1 protein-coding gene is annotated in these 230 nt (G+C 46.1%); it reads right to left on the reverse strand.

What is annotated here, in order from left to right; genetic code table 11:
• A partial coding sequence (locus tag QOS10_RS09670) for an IS30 family transposase (protein WP_283595220.1) occupies positions 1–230 on the reverse strand: 230 nt, incomplete at both ends.

The raw sequence follows: 230 nt of genomic DNA on the forward strand, positions 1-230 counted from the left end.
TGACCTTTGGGAATAAAGCGTCGTAAAACTCGGTTACGGTTCTCATTACTACCGCGTTCATGTGGTGAATAAGCATGAGCAAAATAAACCGGAGTACCAGTTTGCCGTTCAATTGTCTGATAGTTAGCGAACTCTTTACCATGATCCACGGTCAGCGTCTTGAGCTTGTCTTGAAGTTGACTAGCTAGTTCAAGTACGGCTTGAGTCATGGACTGACTGTCGCGGCCATG

It is taken from the genome of Limosilactobacillus galli (assembly GCF_947381495.1).
GTDB classification, from domain to species: Bacteria; Bacillota; Bacilli; order Lactobacillales; family Lactobacillaceae; genus Limosilactobacillus; species Limosilactobacillus galli.